Genomic DNA, 5,220 nt, shown 5'->3' on the forward strand with positions numbered 1-5,220 from the left:
GGAACGGTGCTTTTGGAATCTTTCTAAAAGCTTTGCGGGATACCGCCTCTGTTACCTTAACGGGTAATAGTGCTATCATCGCATTGTCAGGCAATAGCCGGATAAATGTCGCGTAAATGTATCAGTAATTAATTTATGACTAGCACCACTACCAAAACTAGACTGTACTCAAGCCGTATAGATTTACCGGAAGACACCCGGTCTCAAATTATCACAATCCTCAATCAAAGTTTAGCAACTACTCTCGACCTGAAAACCCAGGTTAAGCAGGCTCATTGGAATGTTAAAGGGCTGAACTTCTACTCCCTACATCTGTTGTTTGATGAACTAGCAGGGGAATTAGAGGGATATGTGGATATGATTGCTGAACGAGTTACCGCCCTGGGAGGTTATGCGATGGGAACGGCTCGTCGGGCAGCGTCTGAATCGATTTTACCAGAATATCCACTAAATATTGATAATGGCACAGATCATATTGTGGCTTTGGCCGATCGCTTTGGTGTGTATGCTAAGTCCCTGCGAGAGGCGATCGACAAAACTGATAATCTGGGTGATGCAGACACAGCAGACCTATATACAGAAATTTCCCGCACTGCTGATATGCGCCTGTGGTTCTTAGAAGCCCACCTACAGGGTAATGCTAATCAGCCATTAGCCAGCCACTAGACTCTTGCATAAAATCCGATAATTTCCGGCTCGATCCCGAAATTACTCCTCAAAGGAGATGATCGATGCAGGTCCAGGATTAGACCTACGTTAAGGGGGTGATGACACCTACAGGTGAGCGCCAGCCTGTTGCTCTGTCGTCTATCTTTAAGGAACGAGATGAGTGGATTTGTAAGCTCCAGTGAGCTAGACGTAAAAAGCCCCTTTAACATGACCGAGGCAAACATTACCCCATCTGGGAGATAGCTTAAATGCCAAATTACCAAAATTACGTTTTTGTGGTTGACACACTGGGGCAACCGTTAAGTCCCACTCATCGGGCCAGGGCCAGAAAGCTTTTGAAGCAGGGTTTGGCTGCAGTGTTTAGGACTTATCCATTTACAATTATCCTCAAGAAAACTGATTCTAATGGTCCGGGAAAATCCTAGAATTGCGGTGTTGATAATTATCTGATTTTTGTTTGACTTTGAGGAAACAGCGGCCGATGTTAGATGTGTTTACTTCTGGGATTATGTCTGTATGGTTGGAGATGGCTGGGATGAATCGCGACCAATTGAATAGGACTTCCCAGCAAATGTGGGAAAGCAGCCTATCGGATATTATCTCTATTGAACGCCCAGATCCAGCAGTAGAGGCGATCGTCCAACAGTATTTGGCGCGTTTATCCAGTCGTGGCATATCCAGCGCCTCTCAGGGGGTATGGATTGAGGCGGGACCTTTTACGGTGGCTAATCATCGGGGGGATATTCCTTTATCGGCCGCTTCGATCACTAAAATAGCTACATCTTTGGCGGCGTTGCAAACCTGGAGTGTTAACCATCAGTTTGAAACCATCATTGGCGCAACTGGTCCCATTGAAAATGGGGTATTGCAAGGGGATTTGGTGATTGTGGGGGGAGGAAATCCCTTTTTTGTCTGGGAAGAGGCTTTTAGTTTGGGATATGCTCTCAATCAGTTGGGTATTCGTCAGGTGCGGGGAAATTTGACGATCGCTGGTAATTTTTCGATGAATTATGAATCGGAACCGCAACTGGTGGGTAATTTACTCCGTCAATCCCTCGATTCCCGGCTGTGGGAGTCAGAAGCAGCTACTCAATATGTCCGTTCAGGGTCGGGGTTGCCAAAACCACAGGTACAAATTTTGGGCTCGGTGCAATATGTCACCTCCCCGCCTAATCTCCAACCCCTAATCCGCCATCGGTCTCTGAGTTTGGCTGAGATTATTAAACAAATGAATATCTACAGTAATAATCCCATCTCGGAAATGTTGGCTGAAACTTTGGGCGGTGCTGAGATGGTGCGACGATTGGCGGCTGAGGCTGCTGGGGTTTCCGTTGATGAAATTCGCCTGATTAATGGTTCTGGTTTGGGTCATGAAAATCAAATTTCTCCTAGGGCTTCGGTGGCTATGTTTATCGCTTTGGATAGACATTTGCGAGATACAGATTTAACTGTGGCGGATTTATTACCTGTTTCGGGACGAGATTTGGGAACTTTGGAATATCGCCGCATTCCTCCAAATTCGGCTGTCAAAACTGGCACTTTGTTTGATGTTAGTGCTTTGGCGGGGGCTATCCCAACTCGCGATCGCGGTGTGGTCTGGTTTGCTATCATTAACCGCGCTACGGGTTTGGATGCTTTGCGTGATGACCAGGATTGGTTATTACAACAGTTGGTAAATTACTGGGGTGCGTCGGATGTTTTGCCAATTACTTTGACAAATAATCTTGATGGGACTCGTCCGGCTTTGGGGGATCTGGCTAGAATTGATCGGGTTAATTAGCTCGATTTTTCAGATGCTGCTAACAATGCTAATCAATTATGGGATATTATCAAGAACGCGATCGCTCTATTACTAACTACCAAATGTTTGAGTTGGGAAACACTGGATTATCTTTTCGTGGCCCCCAACCCCACACACTCGCTCAGGGTGATTATTTTACCTGTTTAGGCGCGGCACAGACTTTTGGCTGTTTTGGCGATCGCCCCTATCCTAATTTGTTGGCAAATTGGCTGAAATTACCAGTTTTAAACTTGGGATATGGGGGGGCGGGTCCTTCTTTCTTTCTCCACAATTCTGCCTTAATCGATTACATAAATCGCGGTAAGTTTGCCATTGTTCAGGTCATGTCTGGACGCAGTGAGAGTAACTCCCTATTTGATACCGGAGGCTTGGAATATATCCGCCGACGTTCTGATGGTGAACAGTTGGGTTCAGAACCGGCTTATCAGGAGTTATTGACTACCTGCGATCGCGATTTTGTCAATCAGATTATCGCCGAAACTCGACAAAATTGGGTCAGCAGTTATCAGCTTTTATTGAGCAAAATTAAAGTCCCGAAAATTCTGCTTTGGTTTTCCGAGAGGGAGCCTGATTATCAACTTACATACAATAATATTTATTGTCTATTTGGCAAGTTTCCCCACTTGATAAATGCTCAGGCGATCGCTCAAATCATCCCCTTCGCTAATGATTATATTCAATGTGTTTCTACCCGAGGAATGCCACAACTATTAATTAACCGACTCACCGGATACCCTACCACCCTGAATTTAGCCTATCAGCGCCCGGATTTGGGCGATAAAACCTCTTTTTACAATGATTATTATTTTTCTCCCGAAATGCAACGAGACGCGGCTACATTGCTAAAATCAGCCTGTCAGCAATACCTATATTGACATACTCCCCCCTAGGATTCGGATTGAGGGAAAGGGTAATGTTTGCTGTAATTGATAATTAATTCCCCCGGCTTCCCTAGAAAGGAAAAAGCATGGGGGGAAAGAGGTAACGAATGGCTGAAACTACCGACACATAATTAACGTATTAGCAGAGATATATCCAGCCACCGGAGTGGTAATTTTAACCCAATTGCGACGCTCACCATCAGGGTCAGGAATTAAGCGATAGTCAGATGCTAATTGTACCCGTTCTCCCGAATCGACACCACCGCGACGAGCAGATGAGCGGGAAGGAGCAGCCCTGACCGCGACACCTTCTGGAGCCGCCTCGCGATCGACTTGACGACAAAGACTCCCTGATGGTCGTGTGGGTGGAGTTTCAGCCAAATCGGTAGAACAGTCCACCAAATTACCGGAACTATTGGGAAAGCCGTTAGAAATAAAACCCCGGACGGGATTAGTGATTTCCACCCAGGAGCGACCACCAGGACCAGTTATTCCCTGTGCATTAGTGGCTAAAGTCACTTGTTGAGCATAGGAAACCTGACCGACGACGGGAGAATTGGGAGTAGGTCGCGCCCGAACTACTAAACCCCGAGGTTCAGAAATTTTACGACAGCGATCGCTGGTGGTTTGGGCGATATTAGAGTTAGAGTTAGGCAATATTTGAGCGCGCGCCCCCAATTGTGCAACTGAGAGCATCAACAAAACTATAGCTAACCCAGAAACTGACCGATTAAAGGATTTCCCAACTGCCAAAAACATAAAATCCACACCCACCCTAAGAACCTTTAGAATTGTCGCAGAAAGCGCAGATCACTAGCATAAACCCGCCGAATATCATCCAATTGGTGTAAGACCATAGCAAAGCGTTCTACCCCAAACCCCGCAGCAAATCCAGTATATTTTTGAGGATCATAACCCACAGCTTCGAGAACATTCGGATCGACCATACCACAGCCTAACACCTCCAACCATTTACCCTGCCATTCCAAATCCACCTCAGCGGAGGGTTCTGTAAACGGGAAATAACTAGCGCGGAACCGAATTGGTAGATCACCAAACATTTGACCCAGAAACTCTTTAATAGTGCCTTTGAGGTCTGTAAAACGGAGATTTTCCCCGATCGCTAATAACTCCAGTTGATGAAATACCGCCGCATGGGTAGCATCCACAGTATCGCGACGATAAACCCGACCCGGTGCGACAATGCGAATGGGGGGCTGATGTTGTTCCATGTAGCGAATTTGCACCGAAGAGGTATGAGTCCGTAACAGATTCCCATCAGGTAGGTAGAAGGTATCCTGCATATCCCGCGCCGGGTGGTCTGGGGGGGTGTTTAATGCCTCAAAATTATAGTAGTCGCTCTCCATTTCTGGCCCGGTAGCCACGGTGTAGCCCATACCTACGAAGATATCTAAAGCCCGGTCAATTACGGCATTGAGGGGGTGAATTTTGCCCTGGGGACGATACACAGGGGGCATGGTAACATCTATGGTTTCAGTTTTTAGTTGAGCTTCAATGAGGGCGAGTTCTAGGGCTGTGCGACGCTGGTCGAGTTGAGTTTGCAGGGCTTGTTTAACTTCGTTGGCGCGCGCCCCAATACGAGGGCGCGCTTCCGGTTCAAGTTTACCCATTCCCCCCAGAACTTTGGAGAGTTGGCCTTTTTTGCCTAGATAGTTAATCCGCAACTGTTCCAGTCCTGAGAGGGTTTCACAGATGGCGATCGCTCTGTCAGCCTCTTGGCGTAGGGATTCGATTTGGTTTTCTAACGATTGAAGTTCGGTAGTCATTTGAGTGAGAGCATGATTTAATCACAAATTCGGTTAATATTTTAGGGCAATACGGTATAATAAGCGAGAAGGGTTGAGGATA

At 46.6% G+C, this 5,220-nt stretch carries 6 protein-coding genes; 4 read left to right on the forward strand and 2 right to left on the reverse strand.

The features are described 5' to 3' along the window. Nucleotides 1–135: 135 nt before the first annotated feature. From dps to ACTIE0_RS22510, 4 genes are all read left to right on the forward strand, one after another. Nucleotides 136–666, forward strand: coding sequence for a DNA starvation/stationary phase protection protein Dps (gene dps, locus ACTIE0_RS22495; protein WP_006622146.1), 531 nt, complete (start codon nucleotides 136–138; stop codon nucleotides 664–666). 251 nt (nucleotides 667–917) lie between these two features. Beyond that, complete coding sequence (locus tag ACTIE0_RS22500; protein ID WP_006617505.1) at nucleotides 918–1,094, forward strand: RRXRR domain-containing protein; 177 nt, start codon at nucleotides 918–920, stop codon at nucleotides 1,092–1,094. 56 nt (nucleotides 1,095–1,150) lie between these two features. Then, complete coding sequence (locus ACTIE0_RS22505; protein ID WP_006625921.1) at nucleotides 1,151–2,449, forward strand: D-alanyl-D-alanine carboxypeptidase; 1,299 nt, start codon at nucleotides 1,151–1,153, stop codon at nucleotides 2,447–2,449. Nucleotides 2,450–2,487: 38 nt separating this feature from the next. Next, nucleotides 2,488–3,345 carry a DUF6473 family protein gene (locus ACTIE0_RS22510; protein WP_006625920.1) on the forward strand — a complete coding sequence of 286 codons (858 nt, stop codon included), beginning with the start codon at nucleotides 2,488–2,490 and terminating at the stop codon, nucleotides 3,343–3,345. A 123-nt stretch (nucleotides 3,346–3,468) separates the two neighbouring features. On the opposite strand, the gene ACTIE0_RS22515 is transcribed toward ACTIE0_RS22510, so the two are convergent. Further along, nucleotides 3,469–4,110: an SH3 domain-containing protein gene (locus ACTIE0_RS22515; RefSeq protein WP_006669784.1), complete on the reverse strand. Its 642-nt coding sequence runs from the start codon at nucleotides 4,108–4,110 to the stop codon at nucleotides 3,469–3,471. A 26-nt stretch (nucleotides 4,111–4,136) separates the two neighbouring features. Further along, the gene (gene pheS, locus ACTIE0_RS22520) at nucleotides 4,137–5,138 is read right to left on the reverse strand and encodes a phenylalanine--tRNA ligase subunit alpha (RefSeq protein ID WP_006625918.1); all 1,002 of its coding nucleotides are present in this window, start codon (nucleotides 5,136–5,138) and stop codon (nucleotides 4,137–4,139) included. Nucleotides 5,139–5,220: the final 82 nt, after the last annotated feature.

Source organism: Limnospira sp., assembly GCF_051859755.1.
GTDB lineage: Bacteria > Cyanobacteriota > Cyanobacteriia > Cyanobacteriales > Microcoleaceae > Limnospira > Limnospira fusiformis.

Coding starts and splice junctions, on each gene's coding strand:
- ACTIE0_RS22515 (WP_006669784.1), bottom strand. CDS start 4,110: ATGTTTTTGGCAGTTGGGAAATCCTTTAATCGGTCAGTTTCTGGGTTA.
- pheS (WP_006625918.1), bottom strand. CDS start 5,138: ATGACTACCGAACTTCAATCGTTAGAAAACCAAATCGAATCCCTACGC.
- ACTIE0_RS22505 (WP_006625921.1), top strand. CDS start 1,151: ATGTTAGATGTGTTTACTTCTGGGATTATGTCTGTATGGTTGGAGATG.
- dps (WP_006622146.1), top strand. CDS start 136: ATGACTAGCACCACTACCAAAACTAGACTGTACTCAAGCCGTATAGAT.
- ACTIE0_RS22500 (WP_006617505.1), top strand. CDS start 918: ATGCCAAATTACCAAAATTACGTTTTTGTGGTTGACACACTGGGGCAA.
- ACTIE0_RS22510 (WP_006625920.1), top strand. CDS start 2,488: ATGGGATATTATCAAGAACGCGATCGCTCTATTACTAACTACCAAATG.